General features: G+C 49.6%; 23 protein-coding genes. 15 read left to right on the top strand and 8 right to left on the bottom strand.

Features of this window, described 5'->3' with window-relative positions:
* Window positions 1-159 precede the first annotated feature (159 nt).
* The 3 genes from P404_RS0109655 to P404_RS0109665 all read left to right on the top strand — a co-directional run bounded on the left by P404_RS0109655 (window position 160) and on the right by P404_RS0109665 (window position 3,904).
* The gene (locus P404_RS0109655; protein WP_026830614.1) at window positions 160-1,845 is read left to right on the top strand and encodes a LytS/YhcK type 5TM receptor domain-containing protein; all 1,686 of its coding nucleotides are present in this window, start codon (window positions 160-162) and stop codon (window positions 1,843-1,845) included.
* Window positions 1,846-1,948: 103 nt separating this feature from the next.
* Window positions 1,949-2,977: an aldose epimerase family protein gene (locus tag P404_RS0109660; protein WP_014969295.1), complete on the top strand. Its 1,029-nt coding sequence runs from the start codon at window positions 1,949-1,951 to the stop codon at window positions 2,975-2,977.
* A 72-nt stretch (window positions 2,978-3,049) separates the two neighbouring features.
* On the top strand, window positions 3,050-3,904 hold the full coding sequence (locus P404_RS0109665; protein ID WP_014969296.1) for a DegV family protein: 855 nt from the start codon (window positions 3,050-3,052) through the stop codon (window positions 3,902-3,904).
* Window positions 3,905-3,966: 62 nt separating this feature from the next.
* On the opposite strand, the gene crcB (P404_RS0109670) is transcribed toward P404_RS0109665, so the two are convergent.
* Both crcB (P404_RS0109670) and crcB (P404_RS0109675) read right to left on the bottom strand, forming a co-directional pair.
* The gene (gene crcB / locus P404_RS0109670) at window positions 3,967-4,323 is read right to left on the bottom strand and encodes a fluoride efflux transporter CrcB (RefSeq protein WP_014969297.1); all 357 of its coding nucleotides are present in this window, start codon (window positions 4,321-4,323) and stop codon (window positions 3,967-3,969) included.
* Entirely contained in the window at window positions 4,320-4,721 is a 402-nt protein-coding gene (gene crcB, locus P404_RS0109675; protein WP_026830615.1) for a fluoride efflux transporter CrcB, read from the bottom strand. The genes crcB (P404_RS0109670) and crcB (P404_RS0109675) overlap by 4 nt, the downstream gene beginning before the upstream one ends.
* A 124-nt stretch (window positions 4,722-4,845) precedes the next feature.
* Here crcB (P404_RS0109675) and P404_RS0109680 point away from each other — a divergent pair, with 124 nt between their 5' ends.
* Together P404_RS0109680 and P404_RS0109685 are read left to right on the top strand one after the other, a co-directional pair.
* Window positions 4,846-6,339 (top strand): methyl-accepting chemotaxis protein, encoded by a 1,494-nt coding sequence (locus tag P404_RS0109680; protein ID WP_236624358.1) that lies wholly within the window; start codon window positions 4,846-4,848, stop codon window positions 6,337-6,339.
* A 101-nt stretch (window positions 6,340-6,440) separates the two neighbouring features.
* Entirely contained in the window at window positions 6,441-7,370 is a 930-nt protein-coding gene (locus P404_RS0109685; protein ID WP_026830617.1) for an NADP-dependent oxidoreductase, read from the top strand.
* Between the two features lie 51 nt (window positions 7,371-7,421).
* Here the strand turns inward: P404_RS0109685 and P404_RS0109690 are convergent, their stop codons facing one another.
* Complete coding sequence (locus P404_RS0109690) at window positions 7,422-8,192, bottom strand: nucleotidyltransferase domain-containing protein (protein ID WP_026830618.1); 771 nt, start codon at window positions 8,190-8,192, stop codon at window positions 7,422-7,424.
* 80 nt (window positions 8,193-8,272) lie between these two features.
* Complete coding sequence (locus P404_RS0109695) at window positions 8,273-8,644, bottom strand: winged helix-turn-helix transcriptional regulator (RefSeq protein WP_026830619.1); 372 nt, start codon at window positions 8,642-8,644, stop codon at window positions 8,273-8,275.
* Window positions 8,645-8,764: 120 nt separating this feature from the next.
* Here P404_RS0109695 and P404_RS0109700 point away from each other — a divergent pair, with 120 nt between their 5' ends.
* Entirely contained in the window at window positions 8,765-9,619 is an 855-nt protein-coding gene (locus P404_RS0109700; protein ID WP_026830620.1) for a VOC family protein, read from the top strand.
* Between the two features lie 268 nt (window positions 9,620-9,887).
* On the opposite strand, the gene P404_RS18030 is transcribed toward P404_RS0109700, so the two are convergent.
* On the bottom strand, window positions 9,888-10,682 hold the full coding sequence (locus tag P404_RS18030; protein WP_051590478.1) for an NUDIX domain-containing protein: 795 nt from the start codon (window positions 10,680-10,682) through the stop codon (window positions 9,888-9,890).
* Window positions 10,683-11,061: 379 nt separating this feature from the next.
* Here P404_RS18030 and P404_RS0109710 point away from each other — a divergent pair, with 379 nt between their 5' ends.
* Window positions 11,062-11,640: a DedA family protein gene (locus P404_RS0109710; RefSeq protein WP_236624359.1), complete on the top strand. Its 579-nt coding sequence runs from the start codon at window positions 11,062-11,064 to the stop codon at window positions 11,638-11,640.
* Window positions 11,641-11,746: 106 nt separating this feature from the next.
* Here the strand turns inward: P404_RS0109710 and P404_RS0109715 are convergent, their stop codons facing one another.
* Window positions 11,747-13,126, bottom strand: coding sequence for a hypothetical protein (locus P404_RS0109715; protein WP_026830621.1), 1,380 nt, complete (start codon window positions 13,124-13,126; stop codon window positions 11,747-11,749).
* Window positions 13,127-13,482: 356 nt separating this feature from the next.
* Between P404_RS0109715 and P404_RS17475 the strand changes: the two genes are divergently transcribed.
* From P404_RS17475 to P404_RS0109740, 5 genes are all read left to right on the top strand, one after another.
* Complete coding sequence (locus P404_RS17475) at window positions 13,483-14,856, top strand: PepSY-associated TM helix domain-containing protein (protein WP_034774146.1); 1,374 nt, start codon at window positions 13,483-13,485, stop codon at window positions 14,854-14,856.
* Window positions 14,853-15,299, top strand: a complete 447-nt coding sequence (locus tag P404_RS0109725) for a hypothetical protein (RefSeq protein WP_014969308.1) — start codon at window positions 14,853-14,855, stop codon at window positions 15,297-15,299. Before P404_RS17475 ends, P404_RS0109725 begins: the two co-directional genes overlap by 4 nt.
* Before the next feature lie 172 nt (window positions 15,300-15,471).
* Window positions 15,472-16,845 (top strand): hypothetical protein, encoded by a 1,374-nt coding sequence (locus tag P404_RS0109730; RefSeq protein WP_026830622.1) that lies wholly within the window; start codon window positions 15,472-15,474, stop codon window positions 16,843-16,845.
* 72 nt (window positions 16,846-16,917) lie between these two features.
* Entirely contained in the window at window positions 16,918-17,475 is a 558-nt protein-coding gene (locus P404_RS0109735) for a copper resistance CopC family protein (protein ID WP_026830623.1), read from the top strand.
* On the top strand, window positions 17,472-18,491 hold the full coding sequence (locus tag P404_RS0109740) for a copper resistance D family protein (RefSeq protein ID WP_026830624.1): 1,020 nt from the start codon (window positions 17,472-17,474) through the stop codon (window positions 18,489-18,491). Before P404_RS0109735 ends, P404_RS0109740 begins: the two co-directional genes overlap by 4 nt.
* 44 nt (window positions 18,492-18,535) lie before the next feature.
* Here the strand turns inward: P404_RS0109740 and P404_RS0109745 are convergent, their stop codons facing one another.
* Together P404_RS0109745 and P404_RS18370 are read right to left on the bottom strand one after the other, a co-directional pair.
* Window positions 18,536-20,326, bottom strand: coding sequence for an acyltransferase family protein (locus P404_RS0109745; protein WP_026830625.1), 1,791 nt, complete (start codon window positions 20,324-20,326; stop codon window positions 18,536-18,538).
* A gap of 125 nt (window positions 20,327-20,451) precedes the next feature.
* Window positions 20,452-20,607: an ATP-binding protein gene (locus tag P404_RS18370; protein WP_150111978.1), complete on the bottom strand. Its 156-nt coding sequence runs from the start codon at window positions 20,605-20,607 to the stop codon at window positions 20,452-20,454.
* Window positions 20,608-20,675: 68 nt separating this feature from the next.
* On the opposite strand from P404_RS18370, the gene P404_RS0109750 reads away from it, so the two are divergent.
* The 3 genes from P404_RS0109750 to P404_RS0109760 are packed head-to-tail and all read left to right on the top strand — an operon-like array spanning window position 20,676 to window position 23,100.
* Entirely contained in the window at window positions 20,676-21,728 is a 1,053-nt protein-coding gene (locus P404_RS0109750; RefSeq protein WP_026830626.1) for a bifunctional transcriptional activator/DNA repair enzyme AdaA, read from the top strand.
* The gene (locus P404_RS17480; protein ID WP_034774150.1) at window positions 21,725-22,777 is read left to right on the top strand and encodes a DNA alkylation repair protein; all 1,053 of its coding nucleotides are present in this window, start codon (window positions 21,725-21,727) and stop codon (window positions 22,775-22,777) included. The genes P404_RS0109750 and P404_RS17480 overlap by 4 nt, the downstream gene beginning before the upstream one ends.
* The gene (locus P404_RS0109760) at window positions 22,774-23,100 is read left to right on the top strand and encodes a hypothetical protein (protein WP_026830627.1); all 327 of its coding nucleotides are present in this window, start codon (window positions 22,774-22,776) and stop codon (window positions 23,098-23,100) included. Before P404_RS17480 ends, P404_RS0109760 begins: the two co-directional genes overlap by 4 nt.
* Window positions 23,101-23,263: the final 163 nt, after the last annotated feature.

Genomic DNA, 23,263 nt, shown 5'->3' on the forward strand with positions numbered 1-23,263 from the left:
TCTTATGCGAAAGGCGTTTTTTTTTGTATAAAACATCAGTTGAAAACTAAAAAACGATCAGAGTGTGCAAAGAATCAAAACAGGAGTAGGGAAATGGAAGGGTGAGCGGGAAAGAGTAAAGAGACAAAAGATGTTTTTAGACGAGAAGGGAGAAGTCCAGTGCTTGAGCAAATCCCGTTTTTACTGAGCCGGTTAGGTATGTTAGCCTTATTGGCCTTTTTATTGTCCCAGTGGCGAACGTCACGCCACCTGTTCCAAACATCTTCACGGCGTGCCCATCGTCTGATTTTATTGAGTTTGTTTGTCCTATCCGGTATTTTGATGAACTATGCAGGCATCGGCATTTCAGCCGATCAAACGATTGACCCGTTACTCGGCTTAGCCGTCTCACCGGATCAGTGGATCGTCGATACGCGGTTGACGATCGTCGTCACGAGTGGTCTGCTTGGCGGTCCGGTCATCGGTGGTTTGACGGGACTGCTTGTTGGGTTTCACCGCTTTTGGCTCGGTTCGTTCGGCGCAGAGTCCGGTTGGATCATCGCCATCGGCACAGGACTGTTAAGTGGATTGTACAGCCGTCAGTGGCGGGTCAAGGATGGTTATTCCTTGTTGCAACCGATTGGAATCGTCTTGTGTGCCGTCCTGCTTGATATTGGAGTGGCCTTGATACTTGCGACGAATCAAGCCCTTGTGTTGGAGCTGACGCGTCAAGCGATCTTTCCGATGCTTGTTGCCAATGTGGTCGGAGTCAGTGTCTTCATCGCGATCTTACGGACACAGTTACGACTGGAGCAAGAATTATTTATTCGCGAATCGGCCCGTTCCTATCGATTACTAGACGCAATCCGTCCATTGCGTAAAAACGGAATGACGGTTGATGTCGCCCGGCAGATCGGAGCGACGATTCTGACGGAAACGAAAATCAATCGTGTCGTCTTGCTTGGAGCGGAAGGGATTCTAGCCGATGTCCGGACTGGACAGGATACAGCGGATTTATTTCAGCATCAGACCATCCTCGACTGGGTCGAGGATGGACAAATCTATCGGTCAGAAGACAAGTTGACCCATCAAGTCGTATCGTTTCATCCATTACACATCGAAGGGAAAAAAGCCGGTATCGTCTGCTGGTTTCCGGCCGATTTATTTGACGATACGATGGAGCGGACGATGGAACAGTTGGTTGACTTACTTGCCCGCGAACTGATCACCTATCAAGAGGAACAATTGGCACAGTTTCCGAGTGCGACGATCAAGCCGATCCTCAGTACGAACTACCTCCTTGGAATCATCGATGAGATTCATCAGACGGCTGATCCCGGTACACCGGTCAAACATCAACTGGGAGCGCTTCGCCAACTATTGATGACGGCCCGACGCCTCGATGCCTATCCCTTACGAGAAGAGCTGCTGACGCTCAAATCGTATCTCTCCTTGGAAGGAATTCGGCGTCATCATCCATTGACACCTGCGGCCGTCACGATTGATTTGGATATCGAGACGGCCGTCGAGGAACATTTCGTGTTCCCGTTGTTTGTGACGCAACTGGTCGATAATGCGTTACGGCACGCCTTTCCACAAAGTGGTCCGCATCATCGGATCGATGTCCGGGCCTTTCAACAGGGATTGCATTGGGTGGTAGAAGTCTCGGACAATGGGACCGGGATGCCACTTGAATTTTTGAAGCGATGGGAGCAGGACAAACGGACGGAAACAAGCAACTTATTTTTGTTGCGGCGGGCACTGCATCGGCGTTATGGAACTGCGGCACGCTGTACGATTCATTCACGACCGGGTAACGGGACACGGCTAGAGATATTCCTTCCCGTCACCACCGATTGGTCCTGACAATCATTTGATTCTGCCCGGTAGAATCGAATGATTGTTTTTTTTTAGCCGATCCTGGGTAAAAATGAAAGCAAGAGTAGATTGACACAGGAGGATAAAACGCATGATTACAACAAAAGAAGTCGGTTTTTCCGGCGAGCAACCGATCATCGCGTTTACATTGATGAATCGTAGCGGACACAGCGTAGAGTTACTCAATTTAGGCGGTAAAATCACGGCAATTCGCGTTCCGGATCAACAGGGAACAATCGAAAATGTCGTATTGGCCTTTGATGATATTGAAGAATATTTAGAAGATCCGCATCACTTAGGAGCAACTATCGGTCGGGTCGGTGGTCGGATCGCCAACGGCGCGTTTGCTCTTGAGGGCATGAACTACCTGTTGGAACAAAACGAAGGGGACCATCACCTGCATGGGGGGAGCGTCAACTGGTCGAACCGTTTTTTTGATTATGAAATCGACGGCGAGACATTACATCTGTTGTTGACGAGTCCAGACGGCGAAAACGGGTACCCGGGACAACTGGATGTCCGGTTGACCATCGACTGGACCGATGACGATGCGTTGATCTTGACGTATCATGCGAACACGACGGCTTCGACTCCGTTTAGTCCGACGAACCATACGTATTTTAATTTGACGGGAAATGCAAAAACGACGATTGAACAACACCGTCTACGGATGGATGCGCCGTTTTATATTCCGTTAGACGACGAATCCGTTCCGACGGGTGAGATTCTGTCCGTCAATGAGACGGTTTTTGATTTTCGGACAGCTCGGTCGTTGTACGAAGTGACACATGCAAGTGACGAAGCGTTACGACAAGCGGGCAGTGGTGTCGATCATCCCTTTTTATTAAAAGAAGGCGGAGAAATCGTGTTAGAAGAACCGGTCAGTGGTCGAACATTGCGTGTCGAGACTGATCAACCGGGTGTTGTCGTCTATACCGGCAATCATTTAGCCGGTGACTTTACGATTGCCGGGCGTCGTGCGACACCGTATCTTGGGATTTGTCTTGAGACCCAAGGGTTACCGGATGCCATCAATCAACCGGACTTTCCGTCTGTCGTCTTACGGGCAGGCGAAGTCTATGAAAAACGGACGACCTTCCAATTTAGTCGAATGCAGTAACGTTTTTTTTGCTAACAACCTAAGCGAATGTGGTAGGATAAAGCGAGAAGAATCTAACGGAGGCATAGGAAAATGACTAAAATAGCATGGGTGACCGATAGTATGGCCTATTTCAAAAAGGAAGAGGCAGAAGCAATCGGCGTCAATGTCGTACCGATTCAAATCCTGCTCGGTGAGACAGCCTATAGTGAGGATACGATTACCGTCGAACGGTTATTCCGAGCGCTTGAGGCAGATAAAAAGCTAGTCGCCAAGACCTCACAACCGATTTTCGGAGAATTCGTCGGAACGTATGAACGCTTAAAAGAAGAAGGATACGACTGTGCGATTGCGGTTCACTGTACGAATGGACTGTCGAGTACGGTTCAAAGTTCGGCATCGGCAGCAGAAGCGGCAAGCTTCCCGGTCCACATCATCGATTCGCATACGGCGTTTGAAAACCAACAGGAATTCATTCGTTACGGGATGGCGCTTGAAGCAGAAGGGAAGTCAGTCGAAGAGATTACGGCGGCTTTACATGAGTTGGCGAAAAAAACGCACTTTTATATGATCGTCGGGAACATGGAGACGATGCGCCGGGGTGGACGTGTCTCGTCCGGAGATTTGTTCCTCGCGAACTTGCTCAGCATCAAACCGATCATCACGACGGATGAATCAGGGAAAATCGTCCCGTTCAAAAAGGCACGATCACTGAAAAAAGCCTACATCGAAATCATCAAACAGGTGGAAGAAGCTATGCGTCAGCAGACCTTCTACAAAAACCGGATTTATGTCGCAACGACGATGGCACCAGAGATGGCTGCTGACTTACGCAAACAAGTGGCAGCGAAGTTTCCGGAACTGACCGTCCTTGACGGAACGTTTGGTCCAGCAATTGGCACACATGCCGGAGCGGAAACGGTTGGCTTGTTCTGGCTGAATGACTAAAAAATAAGAACGAACAAGAACCAGGATTTGTTCCCGTGTGTCGGGGCAAGTCCTGGTTCTTTTTAGATGTTGAATGAAACAATGATTCCTAAAAATGCGGCACTGATACCAAGAAGATAGCTGAGTCCAAGGTAAAGGGCCAACGTTTTTCTGTTTTGATTCTGAACGAGTTGCAGTGTCTCGAGTTTAAACGTCGAAAACGTCGTAAAGGAGCCGAGAAAACCCGTTCCGAGCAATAACGTCCATGTCGAATCAAGATGCGAACCGATGACGAGACCGAGTAAAAAAGAACCGAGGGTGTTGATGACGAATGTCGCCAGCGGAAAATCTTTTTTCCAAATCGTTTTGGTCCACTGGCTGATGGCAAATCGGCTGATAGCGCCAAAAAAGGCACCGGTCGCAAGAGCAACAAGGTTCATGAGGCGTCCTCCTTCTGAAACAGACGTAACCGTCTTGTCCCAAGGGCGTAGCCGAGATAAGACATCAACAATCCACCGAACAAACTGATGACGATATACACAAAGGCGTAACCGTAAAAACCGGCCCGTAACAGTTCAACGGACTCGACGCTGAACGTCGAAAACGTCGTGAAGGAACCAACAAAACCGGTTCCGAGTGCCGTCATTGCGTATTGATGAATCAACGTCGTTTTAAATAAAAAATGAGTTGCATATCCTAAGACGAAACAGCCGATCAGGTTAATGCTTAACGTCGCCCATGGAAACGAACCGACTGTGAAGTGACCAATCAGCAGACTAAGACCATAGCGGGCAGAGGCACCCAAAATACCTGCGATCCCGACTAATACATACAGCATAGGGAGCCACCTTTCAATCGTTTTATTTCACCATACGCTTTTCAGAAATCAAGCGTCAAGTCATGAAAAATCGGTTGAAGACTAAACGTCAGATCCTTTTTTACCGATAAAAGACTGTACGAATATGACAGAAGGAGTTTTGCATATGGTGTCGCCCCTTGAACGATTGAGTACGAAGATACTCTCTCGTCTGATTCCTGTATTGATCACAATTGCCCATCCACTTATTTTTATTTTTGCGCAGATTGATTTTGTCTCGATGAGTGTATTTTATCAATTTTTAATCGGTGGTCTGCTGTTGACCGTGGCGCTACTTGCCGGAAATCATTTTTTCGGAGATCGACCGAGTGGGAAATACGTTCAAATCGTTTTAAGCTATCTTGTTCTTGCGCTTGTGCTTGTGACGTTACCGTCTCAAAGTATTTTTACGATTGCGTATCTGTACTTAACCATTTCCGTCATTTATTTGATGCCGCGTGTAGTCGTTCTTGCAGGTGTGCTCGGGTTATTCGAATTAATTTTCTTTACGGTAACAGGAACCCTTGTTTTTACGAGCACTTTTGATTTAATCGTTGCTTTGATCATCTACTTGATGGTATTTTCAGCAGCCACGTTTGTCGCCGTATTCGGACGAAATGTCATGCGCGAAGTCAGACACCAACAAGAAAAGGCGGAGCACTATGCGGCAACTTCTCAATTGACACTCAGTCAATCGGCAGCAACCGCGACCGATGTCACGACGTTCACAGAAGAGATGAGTGAAACCGTCGATATGGCGAAAGGATCTTTTGAAAAAATCGACGAGGCGATGCAGATGCTCGCAACGAATTCATCGAAAAATGCACGATCTGTCCGACAAATTAAACAAATGAACACAGATAATGTGGAGTTGATTGCAGCCGTCGCGACAGCCGTCGATCGAGCCTTGACGCTCAGTTCGTCTTCGAAGGTGACGGCAGAACAAAGTCGAGAGACGATCAGTGAAGCGAGTGAATCACTGCAACACTTAACACGAAGTATGGACGAATCCGTTGCTGCCTTTGGACAACTTGCAGGACGTTTCAAAGAAATCGTCACGATCACGTCAAGCATCAATGCGATTGCGACACAAACGAACTTACTGAGTCTTAATGCATCCATCGAGGCAGCTCGTGCAGGAGAATTTGGTAAAGGATTTACTGTTGTTGCGCAGGAAATTCGAAATTTGTCAGCACAGACGGCAGCAGCCTCAACTGAAATCAATCAGATCATCGAACGGGTGGATCATGATGTCATGAATACCGGAAGTTCAATCGACGCCAGTACAACGTTACTTCGAGAGCAAGAAGCACGGATGCAACGAAGTCATGTTGCATTGCAGACGATTGCAACGGATTCAAACGATTCCGTTCAAGCGATCAGCGGAGCGCGGCAACAATTCGTGACGATTACAGACAGTTTGACGAACATCACTCAGGCCACGGAACAACTGGATGCCTTCATGGATCTTTTACTGACGAGCAGTGATCAATTATCAGGACTGACACGCTCGCAAGTGGAACAAATCAGTGATCTGCAGCAAGCCATTCATACGTTAAATGCCACGGCATTAACACTTCAACAAACCGCTCATGCCTGACACACGTGTACCGATTCTGACGAGTCGGTACATTTTTTTCGTTTGTCACAAGTCTTGAAGGGGAACAACTAAGAGGTACAACAATCAGAGGAGGAAATGACATGAAAGCAGCTTATATTGAACAGTATGGTGGATCAGAGCAATTTAAGGTTGGTGAGCTAGAGCGTCCGACGATTGGGCCGAAAGATGTTTTGATTGAGGTTCATGCGGCAAGCGTCAATCCCGTTGATTGGAAGCTGCGTGAAGGATACTTAAAGGAAATGCTCAGCTATGATATGCCACTGATTATCGGTTGGGATGTCTCCGGTATTATCGAAGAAGTAGGGGCGAACGTGACGGATTTAAAAGTCGGCGATGAAGTATTCAGTCGTCCGGATATTGCCCGTCAAGGGACTTATGCGGAGTATGTAGCGGTGGATGCTCATCTTGTCGTCAAGAAACCGGAAGCGCTGACGTTTGAAGAAGCAGCATCCTTACCACTCGTCGCTCATACAGCATGGCAAGTCATGTTTGAAGTGATGGATGCGAAAGCCGGAGATAAAATCTTTATCGGTGCCGGTTCAGGTGGTGTCGGAACCGTTGCGATCCAACTCGCGAAAGCTCACGGGTTGCACGTCATTACCTCGACAAGTACAAAAAACGTCGACTGGGTGAAGGAACTCGGCGCAGACGAAGTCATCGATTACACACAAGAGGACCCGGCGGACCGTGTCCGTGATCTTGATTTTGTATTTGATACGATGGGAGGCGACGGACAAGCGAAACTGTATCAGATGCTCAAGGCAAACGGAATGCTTGTCTCGATCTCGACACCACCGGATGAGGAACAGGCGAAAGAAGCACAGGCACGTGTCGCCTATGTCTTCATGCAACCGACAGGCGAACGTCTGCAACATATCGCGCAAGCCGTCGAACGCGGAGAGCTGAAACCCGTCGTCGACCGGATTTTTGATTTGGATCAGATCAAAGAAGCGCACGATTACGGCGAAGAAGGTCATGCGAAAGGCAAGATTGTGATTAAGGTAAAGTAAGACATAAAAAAAGCCGGTTCCTTTAAAAGGAAACCGGTTTTTGTGTGACGTCTAACAGACCTGTTCGGATTCGAGCAAACGGTCGAGTAACTGTAATGTCTCCGGCTGATCAGCCAGCATCAGTTGGAGATGTGACCGTTCTGCCTGCAGAAACTCCCGGTAGAGACGGGCCGCCTCCACATGTGTAGCCGGAACGAGAACCGCATAAATGGCTTCAAGACGTAGACGTGGACCTTCGGGTAAATAATCAGCAATCGTTTTTAAACCGAGTTGCGCCCGGTGAGGAACATACCGGTGCAACAGGACTTTGGCAAATTTGATCAGAGCGCTCCGCAACATCTCGACTGCCCATAACGCATTCCCGCGACCGGCTGCTTTTTGATACTGGAACAAAAACCAGACAGAATCAATCGCTTCATCTGCAGCTTCTTGTGTCCCGAGTGCCAAAGAAGAGGTCTCGACGTACGCATCGAGTTGTCTTTTCGGATCATACAAGACACGAATCGTATCGGAATGGTTTAACGATTCGCGTGTTACCGTAAACAGATCGACATGCAGAAGATCGTCGTATACGACAATCAATTGCGGTGCAACGATAAAGATGTCGTCTTTCCAGATGATCGGGCGATAGACGGACAGGTGCGTCAGTCGACGGGTTAAAAACTTATCCATCCGTTCTTCCGACACGAGGCAGTAGAGGTCGATATCCGAATAAACATCTTCTTCACCACGTCCAAATGAACCTTTCAAAAAAATGGCTTCGACAGCCGGATCTTGTTTGAAGCGTGCCACTAACTGTTCAATCGCATGAAGTTGATGCATGGGTTTCGCTCCCTTATATAGTTTATTCCGTCAGTATACGCGAAATAAGGGAGATTATCCCATAAAAAAGAGCGATTCACTTAAAATGAATCGCTGGTACTAGAACTAGTAGCATCTTGAAGCCTGTCTTTCTGCGCCAAATGCTCGACATGTTTTTCGCCCCAGGCATTAATGGCATTTAAAACAGGAATGAGTGTTTTTCCATAATCCGTCAGCGAGTATTCGACACGCGGCGGAACGACCTGATAAATCTCCCGGTGGACGATATCGTTCAACTCCAGTTCCCGGAGCTGGGCCGTCAGCATTTTTTGCGTAATGTTCGGGAGATTTCGTTTCAGTTCGCTGAAACGGAGCGTGTCATGTGTGATCAGTTCGAGCAAAATCGATGGTTTCCATTTCCCGGTCAGGATTTCGAGTGCCGTCTCGACGCGGCAACTTGGGGTCTCTTCCATCGGTAGTCCTCCTTCATGGTATCGTTTAGGATACTATACCACTTCTTTGTGCCTACTTCCGTTCTCTTCACTTCTGACTGATAATGGAGATACGAAGCGAACTTATAAGGAGGAAGCAAGATGAACATCAATCCAAACATTACACTCGGACCCGTCAGCTTACGGATTACCAATCTAGAACAATCGATTGCGTTTTACCGGGATGCACTGGGGCTAAACGTTTTAACACAAGACGAGAAAACGGCAACACTCGGTGCAAAGACAACACCACTCGTCATTTTGGAGCAACACAGCACGGCAAAACAACTGCCCAAAAATTCGGTGGCGGGACTGTATCATTTCGCGATTTTATTGCCGAACCGAAAAGAGCTCGGATTCGTCATCCGCAACTTAATCGCCCAAGATATTGAACTCGGGCAGGGGGATCATCTCGTCAGCGAAGCGTTTTATTTATCGGATCCGGACGGGAACGGAATTGAAATTTATGCCGATCGTCCACGTGACACGTGGACGTATGAAGCGAACGGCGACGTCAAGATGACGACAGACCCGGTCGACTGGCAAAGTATGCTCGTCGAAGCAGGTGAAGAAGACTGGTACGGCATGCCGGCAGATACCGTCATGGGACACGTCCATTTCCACGTCAAATCGCTGGAAGCGGCGCGGAAGTTTTATGTCGAGACGCTCGGCTTTGATGTGGCGGCGGATACTTCAAGAATGCGGGCATTGTTCCTCGCTGCCGGCGGCTACCACCACCATATCGGAACAAATGTCTGGGCGGGGGTCGATGCACCGAAAACACCGGCTGATGCGGTGGGTCTGACCTACTGGACACTGATTTATCCGGATGCTGCTTCGCTTGAAACAGCGGTGGCAACACTTGAACAATCTCCCTACGAAGTCAACCGGCAAGAGGATGCAGTTTACGTCACGGATGACGCCGGCATTACTGCACGTTTACTCTCTAAAGAATGATCAACCTATAGAAAAAAGGATGGCCTCAAAAATCATTCTCTACAAAGATAAGGGTGGCAGAATAATGATCTGCCACCCTTATCTCGTAAAAAAAGAATCACTCGCTTCACGCAACTTCTGCAGGAAAAAGCGCATTTTGCGCTGTCAGAGACAAACAAGACCCGGTTCCCTGCCTGAATGAGGCGGGAAACCTGGCTTGTGTCTCGCCTGAGAAAAGGGCGCGAAAAGTCGAGTGATTCTTTTTTGCATCAGTCCATTTTAATATCTATTAATTGTGACCGGACAAAGCTGACGGTGCATTGCCATCGTAACGACTGACCAGTTCATAAGGACGGACTTTATAAAGGGCATGTGGAAAGTAATGCGGATCCATCGCATCAAGCGTCCGCAACTGGAAATGTTCCCGTTTGATATACGTTTCGATGTTCTCCCGGTTCAAGTCGAAGAAACCGACTTCTGCCGTTTCGCCTTCTTGCGGACGGAGTTCGCCGGCTGTATACGTACCGCGGAATGCAACACAGAGAACGTGACTCGAGATGTTTTGATAAATCCCTGTGATACCGTCAATCGTTACGTCAGCACCGGTCTCTTCTTTGACTTCGCGTTTGACGGCGTCAAGAATCGATTCATGATTTTCGACCTGGCCGCCCGGCATCTCGTACGTGTCGCCCCGATGGAGATTGCGGACGAGCAGGACTTGCCCGGCTTCATTCGTAATATAGGCGGTGACGCTGACGATGGCACGCGGCGGGGCATAGACACCTGTCGCGGTCAAAAAGTCTTCCGTTGATTTAATATAAAGGTTTTTTCCGAGACGAGCGCGTTTTTTCATCGCTTCGCGGCGCAGTGTACTGCCACGGACGTCCCGGTCGACTTGTTCGTAATGTTCACGATCACGATATTCCCAGATCGCAATGACTTCATCTTCTGCTTCGTTCACCCAGCGACCGACAAGACGGGCACCGTGGCTGATTTGTAAAGGGTAGAGATACGTGTGAAAGAACTCGGTAAATTCCTGCAGTCGTTCCGGGCGAATCGTATAGGTCTTCCGGCGATGTAACATGGAAATTCCTCCTCTATCGTTTCAGCAGTTATGTTCTTAGACTACCTTCTCGTACTCCAAACGAAATTCCTTCTTTTCCCCTGAATCCGTTCACGAAAAAACGACTCCGCTTAGAGCAAAGTTGTTTGAGAAGATGCCGTTGGACGTCACGAAAGAACAGACGATCCAATCGAAGTGTTCGGTGACGAGACTACCTACTATAATTCCAATTAGTACAGCCGTTTCTGAGCCTGATGGTACATAAAAATCGAAAGCACTTTTTGGGCGGATGACCAAAAGATAAGAACTAGTTAAGAAAAGAAAAGGGCTCAACTACAGAAAAATCGGGCATACTTTAGTATAGAGAGAAAAAGAGGGAAGTGAGAAGGTAATGGATGTTATGGCGTTGATTCGGTTGGCGGGCGGAATTATGTTTACCCCTTTATCGGATGATGTGTTGATGATGGGGCATGTCGCATTACGAATACGAGAAGGCATTCATCCGATTTTGATTTGGTTGACAGCATGGCCGGTCTTTTTCATTGCCTTTGCCTGGTTTTATCTGCTGGCCCGTTTTTTCCGTGAGATTCCGATCGTGAAACGTTTGATGAAATCAAAATTTTTAGAGCAGGCAGAGTCGATTTTGGAGCGCCGTGGTTTATGGGCGATTGGGTTATCGTTCTTTTTACCGGGTGTCCGTCATCCGATTCATTACGTCGCAGGATTACTGGGTTATCCGTTACCCCGTTATTTAGCGATGACATTCGCTGCGGCAGGTCTCTATACCGGTTTATGGACCTTTTTGATTGTTCGGATCGGAGAAGCCGTCACATGGTCGGAACTAGGGATATGGTTAAGTGAAAATCCAAGTATGGTACTTGTTATTATGGCGGCTTTATTGGCGATCATCATTTCAGGTGTCGTGCACGCAAAACGTCGCAATCGCCTTAAAAAAGAAGAGGACTACATCACGGAATAACTTTATCGGACCCTGGAAAAACACCGTATTCGATCGAGTTATTCTATACATAAAAATATCCCTCTCAGAAATGATTTCTGAGGGGGATATTTTTGATAATCCATTCTTATGCGTTTTGACGTTTACGTGCAAGCACGATTCCAGCTGCTCCAAGAGCAAGACCGAAGAGTGCGATTGCGCCTGTAGTCGCTGCACTTGAGTTCGTGTCGCTCATGCCGCCGTTACCTGTGTTCGGCATTGATTCTGGTGTACCGTCCATGAACTTCTCTGGTGATTGTTTGACGATTGCTTCACCAAGGTTCGCCCCGACGCCGTACATGTAAGCGTATGACTCACGGAACGTGTCGACAGATCCCTTGTAGTCGCCTTCGGCATACTGCATGAACGTATCTTGGACGTACGTCTCATGACCAGAAACCGCTTCTTGTGCTGCTTTTGTCGGAAGGTTTTCTTCCGTCGCTGCACCGAGGAACGCGCCGAAGTCATTTGAGAACATTTTGAGCATCTCTTGTGCGTCACCCATCAATTTTTTGTCATCGTTGATCGCTGCTGTGACGAGGTTCGCTTGTGCTTCGATGTGGTTTTTCGTCCAGACTTGCTCGAACTGATCGGCACCCGCTTGACCGTAGACCGATTTCATAGCTGCTTTGAAGTCTGCTGTGTGCATGTCTTCAGCCCAGTTTGCAGCATCGTAGTCTTTCGCTTGATCGACGCCAGCTGTCATGCTGATGTTCGCAAGAGCGACGTGCTCCGCTGCGAGACTGTTAAGTGTTGACCGGAGGTCAGCTGCTTTTGTATCGGCTTTCGTGTTGTCGAACTTCTCAGGCATCTGTGTTGTGATCGCGACTGATAGGGCTTTTGAGATGTCATACATGCGGCTGTAACCTTCACGGAACGTGTTGTACGATCCTTCGTAGTCACCGGCTGCATATTGTTGGAATGTTTTGTAGACGTCTGCTTCATGGGTACGGAGGACTTCTTCCGCTGCTGCCTTCGGCAACTTACCTTCTGTTGCTGTATCTAAGAAACTTGAAAGATCTTGGACGAACTCTTCCGTCTCTGCTTTTGATGCGTTGATGCCGTCTTGGTCGTCTGCTTTGACCGCCTTGACGAGATCCGTCGTGTATTTGTTATGGTCGACGAAGATTTTCTCGAACTGTTTCGCGCCTTCTTCACCGTAGACCGATGCGATCGCAGGTGTCATGTCGAGGGCGTTCTGTTTGAGTGCTGCTTCATAATACTTAGCATCTTTTGATCCGTCATATTGTTTTTTCATGTCCATGACGGCGAGCACGAAGTGCTCAGAAAGTAACTGATCAAGTGTTGCACGCAGGTCAGCGGCTTTCGTGTTGACCGTGACGTTTTTCGCGTTGTCCTCATGCATCATCTTGTCATCTGACGAACCGCCGGAAGCGAATGCTGCCGTTCCTGGTAATACGAGTGCTGCTGCCATGGCTGTTGCTGCGAATTTTTTAGTATGTTTCATCTTGATATCATCCTCTCAAATTTGGGTGCATCTAACATGTATTTGGTAGTTGTTGTCTGTATCGTTCTGAACAGCATACGCCCCCGGATTCTAATTGGATTTAAAAAAGCTTAAAAAATATGAAATAATTCCAAAATCATTGAGGCGACTTGTAGGGGAAATAAGTATTTTCCTATATAAGAGTGAAAAAACGATGTGGATTTTACTGGTGAAGTTACTTAATTAATACGTAGACATATCACCGGATTGGCAAAAAATCGCCACAGTACGAAGAATTTACAGATCTTGAAACCGCTTATACTTAATTGGTGTTCACGAGGCGGACATATTTTTGGGGGACAAAAAGGGGGGATACGATGACAGAACGGAATCAAACTTCGAAAAAACAACGGAGTTGGTACCAGTCGATGTGGCGGTGGCATTTCTATGCAGGCATTATTTTTGCACCCATTTTTATCATACTTGCCGTCACGGGATCGATTTACTTATTTAAACCGCAAATTGAAGACAGATTGTACAGTGAGATGGTCTTTACCGAAGAGTCCGGAGAACGGGTTTCTTTAGAAAAACAAGTTCAGGCAGTCAACAAGAAGTATCCGGAAGCGACGGTCTCATCCATCGGACAATTCGAAGAAGCCGATCGAACGACGCGGATGGGCGCGATGTTCGGAGAAGAAGCCGGATTTGTTTATGTCGACCCGTATACGGCAGAAGTGACAGGACAACGGCTCGGTGAGGGTCCGCTTGGATTCATCAAGACAATCCATGGGGAATTATTTGCCGGTAAAGTCGGGAACCTGCTCGTCGAACTTGCGGCAAGCTGGGCGATCATTCTATTGATTACCGGGTCCTATCTCTTTTGGCCGCGTGGTGAACGGGGAAGTTTCAAACGGGTATTGTTCCCGTCCTTTCAAAAGAAAGACGGGGCACGGAACTTTTGGAAAGGACTCCATGGTTCAGTCGCGATCTGGTCGACGCTTGGACTTGTTCTGATCATTGCTTCCGGACTTGCGTGGTCCGGTGTCGCAGGAGAGTGGATCAATACAATCGCGACGAAAACGAATTCCAACTTCCCGCAATACGCGTATGGACTGGATGAGACATTGACGTCGCAAGTGGTCACGAAAGACATCGCGGCGGATATTCCGTGGGCGACACAAAATGATGTCGTTCCAACTTCCGGTCCGGCGAAACCGATTCCGATGACCGTGTCAGAAGTGGACCGGGCAGCGACACAACGCGGCATCGTCAAGCCCTATCAAATCACACTCCCGCAAGGCGAACGGGGTGTCTACACGATCTCCTCCTTACATAGTAATCCGGTGCAGGAGAAGACGATGCATTTTGATCAATATTCGGGTACGATTCTCTCGAGCGTGGCGTTTTCCGATTATGGATTGCTCGCGAAGATGATTTCGATGGGGATTGGTTTTCACGAAGGAAAACTGTTTGGCTTGTTGAATCAACTCGTTGGACTGGCGCTTTGTCTCGGTTTGATTTTCATCGTCATCAGCTCAAGTGTCTTATGGTGGAAACGCCGTAACGGAGCTGGAAAATTAACCGCACCGAAACGGGCCGTCGACCGACGTGTTCAAAAAATCGTTGCCGGTTTGATTTTATGGATTAGTCTGACGATGCCGCTGGCCGCTCTATCGGTCGTCACTATCATCGTGCTCGACTTCTTAATTTTTAATCGACGCCGTCATGACAAGGAGGAGCTTGCAGCATGAAACGACTGTTTATGACGAGTATAGTAGTAAGTAGCGTTGTTTTACTTGCCGGTTGCCAGTTTGAAACAAAAGCAGCACCGCCGATGATGAAGGTCGGACTTTATGCGCCAGAGAAAATTGCAGCCGATACGCGCACGACGGTCGCTGTTGAAATTGAAAATCCGCAGGACATTGAGATCGTCCACGTGCAAGTCACACCAATTGGAAGTGACGATACGGAGACGTTCGAAGCAGAAAACAAAGACGGTCATTATGTAAGTAGTATTCCGTTCAAAAAAGCAGGCGTGTATGTCGTCAACGGGATGGTCCATGTCGGTGATCAGCTGTATACACCCAAATCACTGATTCAAGTCGGTGACGTCTCAGAAGCAGAACTGGAACAAGCACAAGCGACCTATCACTCACAAGCACCAGCCACATCTAGCGGTCAGCATCATCATTGATCTCAAAACGCCTCTTCCTGACATTCGTCGGCAAGAGGCGTTTTTGGGAAGGATTGAAAGAATATTTTCCTTGGAAAAATATTTATGAGAAAAAATGTGAAAAAGTAAAACTATTTGTGAACTGCTTACGTTATCTCTGTGTAGTCCAAAAAAACAAAGGGGTGTTTACAAGATGAAGATGAAAAAGTCGTATCTCGCCGTTCCACTCAGTGCCGCATTATTGATTCCAGCAGCAGGTGTCAGTGCCCATGGTCATGAAGATCATAGTAAGATGTCCCACAGTTCGGGTAAGGTCTCCCTCGATGTTTCGTCACCCGCGTCGGATTTGCGAGCGACGCTTGATCAGCTTTTATCTGAACACGCGTATTTAGCAGTCGTCACGATGCAAAAAGGAATTGACGGAAAAGAAGACTTCGAACAAGCAGCGGGTGCCTTGAATCAGAATACGGATGAACTGTCGGCCGCTGTCGGATCTGTCTACGGAGATGAGGCAGGCGAAGCGTTCAAGGAAATCTGGTCGAGCCACATCGGTTACTTCGTCGATTATGTCAAAGCGACGGGTGCCAAAGATGAAGAAGCGAAACAAAAAGCCTTAAAAGAACTTGACGAATACCGCGTCGAACAAGCGGCGTTCCTCGACAAGGCGACAGAAGGTCGTCTGAAGGCAGCGGACTTAGAAGGTGGATTGAAAGTCCATATCACACAACTGCTGACATCGTTTGACAGCTATGTCGCGGGCGACTATGACGCCACGTACAGCAATCTGCGTATCGCCATCGAGCATATGTATATGGTGGGTGAAGGGTTGTCCGGTGCCATCGTCGATCAATACCCGGATAAATTCAAAAATACGAAAGTCGATACACCGGCAGCTGATCTTCGTGCCGGATTAAACCGAAACTTCTCGGAACACGCAGCGCTTGCGATTCTGACGATGCAAAAAGGGATTGACGGAGCAAAAGACTTCGACGCAGCAGCAGGAGCACTTGGTGAGAACACAGATGACCTGACAGCATCGATCGGCTCTGTCTACGGCAGCGAAGCGGCACAAGAGTTCAAGAAAATTTGGTCGAGCCACATCGGTTACTTCGTCGATTATGTCAAAGCGACTGGCGCGAAAGACGAAGAAGCTCGTGACATGGCCGTTCAAGAACTGGATGAATACCGCGTCGAACAAGCCGCCTTCCTCGATGCTGCAACGGAAGGTCGCATGAAGTCGAAAGACTTGGAAGAAGGACTCAAGGTCCACGTCGATCAACTGTTACTGGCCTTCAATAGCTACAATGAAAAAGACTACGATAAAACGTACCCGGCGATCCGTGAAGCTTACGGTCACATGTACGGAGTCGGAGAAGGGACAGCGACAGCCATCGTCGATCAGTTCCCGGATAAATTCAAAGGCAGCCCGGCCGGAATGCCGAACACAGGTCTTGGTGGAGCAGCTGAAGCACAATCGTCAGCGGGTATCCTCTGGTCACTACTCGGAATCGCAGCCGCTTCGATCCTTGGATTCTTCGGACTTCGCGGTCGTCGCTCACAACACTAATCGGACAACCGAACCCGCTGGAAACAGCGGGTCTTTTTCTACACATTTTTCTGAAATCAGGAGGAGTTTACGATGAAGATAAAATGGTTTGTGCTGTTTATTCTGGTCTTATTCGTCTTTCAGCCGTTTTCGGTCTCGGCTCACACAAGTCTAAAGAATTCAAATCCCGAAGAGGGTGCCGTCTTAAAAGAAAACCTGGAACGGATCCGCCTGACGTTTGATACGCCGATCGAAAAAACAAGTACGTTGGAGCTGAAGACGGCTCAAGGTCAGACGGTTGAGCTCGAAAAGCCGTTGATCATCGGCAACGAATTGAGTGCTGTGTTGAAACAGGAACTAGAAACTGGCACATATCGGATTGGCTGGAAATTGATTTCAGAAGACGGTCACCCGGTCGAAGGGACGATTCGTTTTGAAACAAGGTTAGATGAAGCCGTGGCAAGCTCAGTTGAACCAACCGAACAACAAACGGCGACGATGGAAGCAGAACAAGCGAGTGTCGTCCCGACAGAATCGACGGAACCCGTTCAAACCGGTCTTGTCCCGACCGTCTTACCGTGGATGGTCGCAGTCCTCGTCTTAGGAATCATCGTGATCGGTCTGTTGCTCCGCCGTCAAAAACGGTCATGAGTGGGCTCGTCAGTGAACTGCTCATCTATTTAGGCGGGGCACTTTGGGCGGGACGGTTGGTACTCCTGTTTGTGACAGACGATAAAAAACCAACACTCGGTGTGTTGGACGGTGTGGCGTGTGTAGCACTGATCAGCATCGTGACAGGAGCCGGCTTCCCGCTGTGGCGTGTCTTTTCCTATTTTCATCATGAACTGGAGCTGTCGATCCGTGAAGCGATACGGGCGAGTCTATTTGAGGTAAGGATCGGTCAGTATTTTTTGATGGTGTATTTTTCAGCACTGATGGCAATCATCATCGTGTTCATGAAACGAATCTTGCTCATCAAACGGTGGTTACTGCTTGGTGTGACAGTCCCGCTGTTTCTTGGAATTTCCGGAACCAGTCACGCCGCGGCGAAGCATGGCTTGTTGGGGCTTATATTACAGACCAGCCATTTTAGCCTGATGGCGTTTTGGGTTGGCATCGTGTTCGTCATCGGTTGGTGTGCACGGGATGCCAATCGCTGGTCGTCGTTTTTACGGTGGTTCAGTCCGTTCGCCCAACTGACGTTTTTAGGTGTCATCGTGACCGGATTTTTCCTGATGCGTCAAAGTGTTCCGTTAAGCGAGTATCGCAATGCGTGGAACGTCCCGTATGGGCAGGCATTATTATGGAAACACTTATTACTGATTCCCGTGCTTGGTTATGCGTTCATCAACGGGACACTCGTCAAACGGCGGTTGCAGAAGGAACCGGACTTTGATCCGCGGCGCGGTCTACGTTTTGAGAGTCTGATCCTCTGTTGTGTGTTTCTTGCGACAGCAGCACTCAGTAATCTGGAGCCACCGGATTTACAAACCCTTGGAGAGGTCACGCCGATTCTTTGGTCGAACATCGTCCTCCTCTTAACAGGTGGTGGCAGTATCGGATTGTTGCTGTTGACCTATCAAAAGCGCCTGCCGTTCCTGCTCAGCAGTCTGTTCTGTCTGCTTGGTGTCAGTTTGCTATATATCGGACTCGTCTATACGCTCTAAAACAGCCACCTTCTCGACAAACGGAGAATGGTGGCTGTGCTGCGTTATTTAGTAGTAGCGTTACACCCGGTCGCTTTGGCGAGCAGCTTCGAATAAGCCCGGGCACCTTTGATGTTCAAGTGGACACCGTCCTGTTCGAAGTACGACGGATGTTTGACGGCGACCGCATGCCAATCAATGAGCGAGACCCGTTTGCGTTCGGCCGCTTGTTTGAGCATCGTGTTGACCTCCTGCTCCCACGGACGCGGGACCCGTATCGTCACGAGGAAGACGTGATCGGCGTTTGCGAACCGGTCGAGCAGTTCATCTAATTGATCAGGACGGAAACTGCCGTTTGTTCCAAGATGGAGAACAACTTGATGTCCGGTTTGGTTGTACGCCGCATATTTCGTGCTGAGCGGAAGAGCTTCCCGGAGCTGGCGTCCAAGTTTCGCATCGATCGTCACTTGTTGGAGCGTACTGCCGAGATAATCCTCGACCCCGAGCAGAACCGAGTCGCCGATCGCAAGCGTCGGGCGGCACATCAATCGTGTTCGTTTCTCAGGCACCGGGTTCGTTGGCTTTTTGACGAGTGCCGGTTTCGCGTGCGGCGCGGCGACTTTCGGAATCGTTTGGTGAGCCGGTTCGTCCGACACGGCGAGAATCGATAAATTCCCGACAAAGCTGAGCAGGAGCAGGCTCACAAGTGACACCGAAACCCACTTCGTCCGGGAAAACTGCCGGAAGGTCCGGGGGTGAATCTGGAATTGTCGGATGTATCCGAAAAGACCAAGCCGGCGAATCGGTCGCTCGACGAAATGATAGGAGAGTTCGGTCATGATGAGTAAAACCGTTAGAATTCCGAGACTCCGTCCGAACGAAAAGCTGCCGATCTGTTCGACGGGCGTCATCAAGGTGATAAGCGGGAAGTGCCACAAGTACAGACCGTACGACCGTTTACCAATCGCAATCAGCCACTTCGCTGCGAATAAACGGCTCCAGAAAGACGCCGGATGAGCGACGACGGCAATGAGTAAAGCAGCAAGAATAGCGACAAACACAAACCCGCCATAATACAGAAAACGACCGGACTCACTGGTGACGATCATGAAGAAAAGGAGGAACGGGATAGTCACGGCACCGGTAGCGTTCAATAAGCGGAAACCCCGTAACGGAATCTCCCGCTTAAATCGTTCCGGTCGCCAGGCGAAGGCGAGAAGACTGCCGATCAATAACGTAAACAACCGGGTATCTGTCCCGTAATAGACACGGCTCGGATCCGCATTTGGTGTAAACAGGAACACCATCAAGACTGCCGACAGGACGGCAGTCAGTCCGATCCCCCACAGCAAGATCCGTTTGGAGGCAAGCCCGAAGCTGAGCACGACCGGAAAGACGAGATAAAATTGTTCTTCGATCGCCAGCGACCAGAGGTTTTGGACGGGAGACGGTTTTCCGAATGATTCGAAATAGGAGACGTCATGGACGATATACCACCAGTTCGTCAGGTAGACGAGCGAAGCGGCGATGTCCTGGCGAAGCGTATGTAATAAGTCCCGCTCAAACAGCGTCACATAACTGAGGACGAGGACAAGCAGGACGAAAAGCGGGGGGAACAACCGGCGGAAGCGGTGCACCCAAAACCGTTTTAAATCAATCCGTCTGGTCTGTTGCCACTCACTGAGCAACAGGCCGGTAATCAAATAACCGGACAGGACAAAAAACAGGTCGACGCCGAGGAATCCTCCAGGCAGCATCGGGACCGAAAGATGGTACAAAATGACAGCGATGACAGCAAAGGCGCGCAGTCCATCGAGTCCGGGCATATATGTGGTCGAACGGTTCGATGATTTCATAAGTAAAAAACTCCTTCAAAGCTGTGCCTAAAGAATGACATTCTCTAGTGTATCGAATTCCAATTCAGAAGGAGTGTCGAACCAGTAACAACAAACTAAAAAAACAATCCCGTTAAAGGATTGTTTCAGGCAACGGGTAACCGAATCGAGACGATGAACCGAGTTTTTGCGGACGTCAACTCCAATGTTCCTGTATGGAGTGTGACGATTTGCTCGATGATCGACAGACCGATGCCGGATCCACCGTTGGAAGAAACCTTGTACCTTAAGAAAACATCCATGCCTGATTTTCGGCGACATGCCGGACGATAAACTCGGTATACTGAAGAAAAGAAGGGGAGGGCCTGATATGAATACTTTACCGGAAACGGATTATTATGCGGCACTCGTCCGCCGTGATGCCTCCTACGAGGGGAGCTTTTTTGTCGGCGTCAAGACGACAGGAATTTTTTGCCGGCCGACGTGTCCGGCGCGGAAACCGAAGCCGGAGAACTGCGAATTTTTTGAGACGGCGAAAGAGGCGTTGCTTGCGTCGTACCGTCCGTGTTTACGCTGTAAACCACTGGCCTATCCTGGTGACAGTGACGTCATCAGCCGCTTGGTTGCCGCTGTCGAAGCAAGTCCCGAGAAACGGTTCAAAGACGCCGACTTCCGTGAATTGGGACTCGATGCCTCGACCGCCCGGCGTCAGTTCAAAAAACGGTTCGGGATGACATTCGTCGAATACGCCCGGTCCCGGCGGATGGGACTGGCGATGAAAGAAATCCGCAACGGGCAACCGGTCATCGAGGCGCAACTGGCGAGCGGTTATGAATCGAGCAGCGGTTTCCGCGATGCCTTTGCCCGCATCATGGGCGAGACACCCAAACGATGGGACGGAACATACCTTCAGGCGAAGTGGCTCGATACGCCGCTCGGACCGATGCTGGCGATTGCCGATGAACAAGGACTCCACTTACTGGAATTCGTGGACCGCCGGGGGCTGGAACGGGAAGTGGAACGGTTGCGGCTCGCAGCCCGCGCCGTCATCATTCCCGGCGAAACACCGGTTTTTGAGCAAGTGACAGTTCAACTGGAAGCGTACTTTGCCGGAAGATGTGACCGCTTTGATCTTCCGCTCGTCCTCTACGGGACGCCGTTTCAGAGACAGGTCTGGGAACAGTTGCAACAGATTCCTGCAGGTGAGACGATTTCCTATCAGGAACTCGCAGTGCGCGTCGGTAATCCGGCAGCGGTCCGTGCCGTCGCCCGGGCAAATGGCGCCAATCAACTCGCACTGATCATTCCGTGTCATCGGGTCATCCGCTTGACGGGTGATCTCGGAGGTTACGCCGGCGGCTTGGCGCGAAAAGCCGCCTTATTAAAATTGGAGCGGACGAAGAGGGGATTGAATCATGTATGAGTTTGATTAAAGATGTGTTTACACCAGACTGGTTGAACCGGTTGGGGAAAGCGGTGCAGGCACCGGACTTTAAAGACGTCGTGCAACAAGGTGACTGGGAGGAGCTGGCGTTTAAGCAGCGGGTCCGCCGAATTGCAACCGAGCTCGAGCGATATTTGCCGGCTGACTTTGAGCAAGCGGCGACACACCTCGAAACAATCGCCCCGGAGTTTCCGGGACTGCCGGGCATCGTTTTTCCGGATTATATTGAAGTTTATGCGCCGAATGATGCCTGGGACCGGGCAATGGTAGCACTGGAACGGTTGACCCGTCACTCGACGTCGGAGTTTGCCGTCCGACGGTTCCTGCTCGAAGATCAAGAGCGGTTTTTAGAAATCGCGGTCCGGTGGAGTCAGTCGAGTGACGAGCACGTCCGGCGCTTGGCATCAGAAGGAACCCGGCCGCGCCTACCGTGGGGACAACGGATTCCAGCGTTGATTGCCGATCCGCGTCCGGTTCTGCCGATTTTAGATGACTTGCTGCAGGACGAGGCGCTGTACGTCCGCAAGAGTGTCGCTAATCATCTCAACGATATCGCAAAGACCCATCCGGAACTCGTCATCGAACGGTTGGAACAGCTCGGGACCCATCCGCATACGGACTGGATTTTACGGCATGCGTCACGGATGCTCCTGAAACAAGGACATCCGGACGTCTTAAAGGCGTTTGGTCTCGTTACGCGGGGGACGGTGACGATCGACGAACTGACGGTGACACCGACGCTTGCGATTGGCGGAGAATTGACCTTTTCCTTTGAAGTGACGACAACAGAACCACAAGTTCTGCGCATCGAATATGCAATCGACTATGTCAAAAAACGGGGGACGAGTCAAAAGGTCTTTCGGATCAGTGAACGGCAGGTGACGGGACGGGAAACGTTTGCGAAACGGCAGTCGTTCCGGAATTTGACGACGCGGGTCCATTATCCGGGTACACACCAGCTAACAATCCTGATTAACGGTGAAGCGTATGCGACTGCAGCTTTTGACGTAGAGGAGGAAACAGAATGAACGGTCGGCATCCGGACTTTACGACGTCCCGTTTACACATTGAAGCAGCAGATACGACGGACGGTTGTGTCTGGACACTGCAGACACGGGATAGACAACAGATTGCAACGATTCAGTTCAGCGGTCAGCAACTCAGCTATGACGCACTTGATCCGACTGACCGAGCGGGGTACATCGAAGAAGCATTGACGGTCATCGTCGCGTATCTGGCCCGAACGTTGTTATTACCGTTCGTGATGGGACGGGACGGAGAAGCAGCGGTTTGGCTCGGGAATGGCTTTCATGCGGACGGACCGGTCTTTCGACGTGACTTGATGCATTGAAGTGGGGAAAATCATTAAACAAAGTGAGCCAAGAATCGTCTTTCCTCCGCTCGCTTTTCTCAGGCGGAACGCAAGCCGCGGTCGTCCCCCTGACGACCGGGTTTCGCCTGTTCCTGACGGAAGCACGCTTCCTTTTCCTGTAGAAGTCGAGTGGAGTCGACGA

This window comes from Exiguobacterium antarcticum DSM 14480 (assembly GCF_000685865.1).
Lineage (GTDB): Bacteria > Bacillota > Bacilli > Exiguobacteriales > Exiguobacteriaceae > Exiguobacterium_A > Exiguobacterium_A antarcticum.

Bases quoted from the DNA above. Each gene is read 5' to 3' on its own strand.
- P404_RS0109660 (WP_014969295.1), top strand. From the start codon at position 1,949: ATGATTACAACAAAAGAAGTCGGTTTTTCCGGCGAGCAACCGATCATC.
- P404_RS0109665 (WP_014969296.1), top strand. From the start codon at position 3,050: ATGACTAAAATAGCATGGGTGACCGATAGTATGGCCTATTTCAAAAAG.
- crcB (WP_014969297.1), bottom strand. From the start codon at position 4,323: ATGAACCTTGTTGCTCTTGCGACCGGTGCCTTTTTTGGCGCTATCAGC.
- crcB (WP_026830615.1), bottom strand. From the start codon at position 4,721: ATGCTGTATGTATTAGTCGGGATCGCAGGTATTTTGGGTGCCTCTGCC.
- P404_RS0109680 (WP_236624358.1), top strand. From the start codon at position 4,846: ATGACAGAAGGAGTTTTGCATATGGTGTCGCCCCTTGAACGATTGAGT.
- P404_RS0109685 (WP_026830617.1), top strand. From the start codon at position 6,441: ATGAAAGCAGCTTATATTGAACAGTATGGTGGATCAGAGCAATTTAAG.
- P404_RS0109690 (WP_026830618.1), bottom strand. From the start codon at position 8,192: ATGCATCAACTTCATGCGATTGAACAGTTAGTGGCACGCTTCAAACAA.
- P404_RS0109695 (WP_026830619.1), bottom strand. From the start codon at position 8,644: ATGGAAGAGACCCCAAGTTGCCGCGTCGAGACGGCACTCGAAATCCTG.
- P404_RS0109700 (WP_026830620.1), top strand. From the start codon at position 8,765: ATGAACATCAATCCAAACATTACACTCGGACCCGTCAGCTTACGGATT.
- P404_RS18030 (WP_051590478.1), bottom strand. From the start codon at position 10,682: ATGTTACATCGCCGGAAGACCTATACGATTCGCCCGGAACGACTGCAG.
- P404_RS0109710 (WP_236624359.1), top strand. From the start codon at position 11,062: ATGGCGTTGATTCGGTTGGCGGGCGGAATTATGTTTACCCCTTTATCG.
- P404_RS0109715 (WP_026830621.1), bottom strand. From the start codon at position 13,126: ATGAAACATACTAAAAAATTCGCAGCAACAGCCATGGCAGCAGCACTC.
- P404_RS17475 (WP_034774146.1), top strand. From the start codon at position 13,483: ATGACAGAACGGAATCAAACTTCGAAAAAACAACGGAGTTGGTACCAG.
- P404_RS0109725 (WP_014969308.1), top strand. From the start codon at position 14,853: ATGAAACGACTGTTTATGACGAGTATAGTAGTAAGTAGCGTTGTTTTA.
- P404_RS0109730 (WP_026830622.1), top strand. From the start codon at position 15,472: ATGAAGATGAAAAAGTCGTATCTCGCCGTTCCACTCAGTGCCGCATTA.
- P404_RS0109735 (WP_026830623.1), top strand. From the start codon at position 16,918: ATGAAGATAAAATGGTTTGTGCTGTTTATTCTGGTCTTATTCGTCTTT.
- P404_RS0109740 (WP_026830624.1), top strand. From the start codon at position 17,472: ATGAGTGGGCTCGTCAGTGAACTGCTCATCTATTTAGGCGGGGCACTT.
- P404_RS0109745 (WP_026830625.1), bottom strand. From the start codon at position 20,326: ATGAAATCATCGAACCGTTCGACCACATATATGCCCGGACTCGATGGA.
- P404_RS18370 (WP_150111978.1), bottom strand. From the start codon at position 20,607: ATGGATGTTTTCTTAAGGTACAAGGTTTCTTCCAACGGTGGATCCGGC.
- P404_RS0109750 (WP_026830626.1), top strand. From the start codon at position 20,676: ATGAATACTTTACCGGAAACGGATTATTATGCGGCACTCGTCCGCCGT.
- P404_RS17480 (WP_034774150.1), top strand. From the start codon at position 21,725: ATGAGTTTGATTAAAGATGTGTTTACACCAGACTGGTTGAACCGGTTG.
- P404_RS0109760 (WP_026830627.1), top strand. From the start codon at position 22,774: ATGAACGGTCGGCATCCGGACTTTACGACGTCCCGTTTACACATTGAA.